The 227-nt window shown below is 67.0% G+C and carries 1 protein-coding gene; it reads left to right on the forward strand.

Features of this window, described 5'->3' with window-relative positions; all coding sequences use genetic code 11:
• Positions 1 to 227, forward strand: a 227-nt coding sequence (locus tag ACX9OT_RS21875) for a transposase (protein WP_459003674.1), incomplete at both ends; no start/stop codon positions are given.

The following is a 227-nucleotide window of genomic DNA, read 5'->3' on the forward strand; positions in this document are numbered from 1 at the left end:
CTGCAGCGCTTGGGTCGCGATGGAGAGCATGGCACGCTCTACAAGCGCCTGTTGACCATCCCTGGTATCGGCCCCGCTGTCGCCGCTCACCTGATCTACTACATGACGCGCTGGCCGTTGGCCAACGCCAACGCGTGGATCGCCTGCACGGGCCTGGATCCCCGGCCCAACGAGTCTGGCGGCAGAACGGGACGGCGTCGGCTGTCCAAACAGGGCGCGCCAGTGCT

Source organism: Stenotrophomonas genospecies 3 (assembly GCF_054473855.1).